The 337-nt window shown below is 62.6% G+C and carries 1 protein-coding gene; it reads right to left on the bottom strand.

Going from position 1 to position 337, the window contains the following annotated elements; all coding sequences use genetic code 11:
* On the bottom strand, window positions 1-313 hold a 313-nt coding region (locus tag EN845_RS34240; RefSeq protein WP_135931304.1), incomplete at its 3' end, for a cupin domain-containing protein.
* Window positions 314-337: the final 24 nt, after the last annotated feature.

The following is a 337-nucleotide window of genomic DNA, read 5'->3' as shown; positions in this document are numbered from 1 at the left end:
TCTCGTGGATGTCGGTGCTTTCGAGCGGACCGGGGCCGAGATTGGTGAATTTGTGCGGCGTGCCGGGCGGCACGATCAGGATCTGGCCGGCGGTGGCCTCAATTTCCTGGTCGCCGATCGTGAACAGGACGGTGCCGGAACGGATGACGAAGATCTCCGTATAGGGGTGTTTATGCAGTCGTGGGCCGCCGCCGACCGTCGGCTGATAGTTGAAGATCAGGCAGGAATTGGAGCCGAACCGGCCGCACTCCAGTTCGCCTTTCCAGTGGTCGGCGGCCTCGGCCCAGCTATCGCGTTCAATGAGATGCGCCATGGCGGCAGAATAGACCGGGCCAAG

This window comes from Mesorhizobium sp. M8A.F.Ca.ET.202.01.1.1, from assembly GCF_004791595.1.
Classification (GTDB): domain Bacteria; phylum Pseudomonadota; class Alphaproteobacteria; order Rhizobiales; family Rhizobiaceae; genus Mesorhizobium.
The sequence above is the reverse complement of the archived record's forward strand: the minus strand, read 5'-3'. Positions and strand labels throughout refer to the sequence as shown.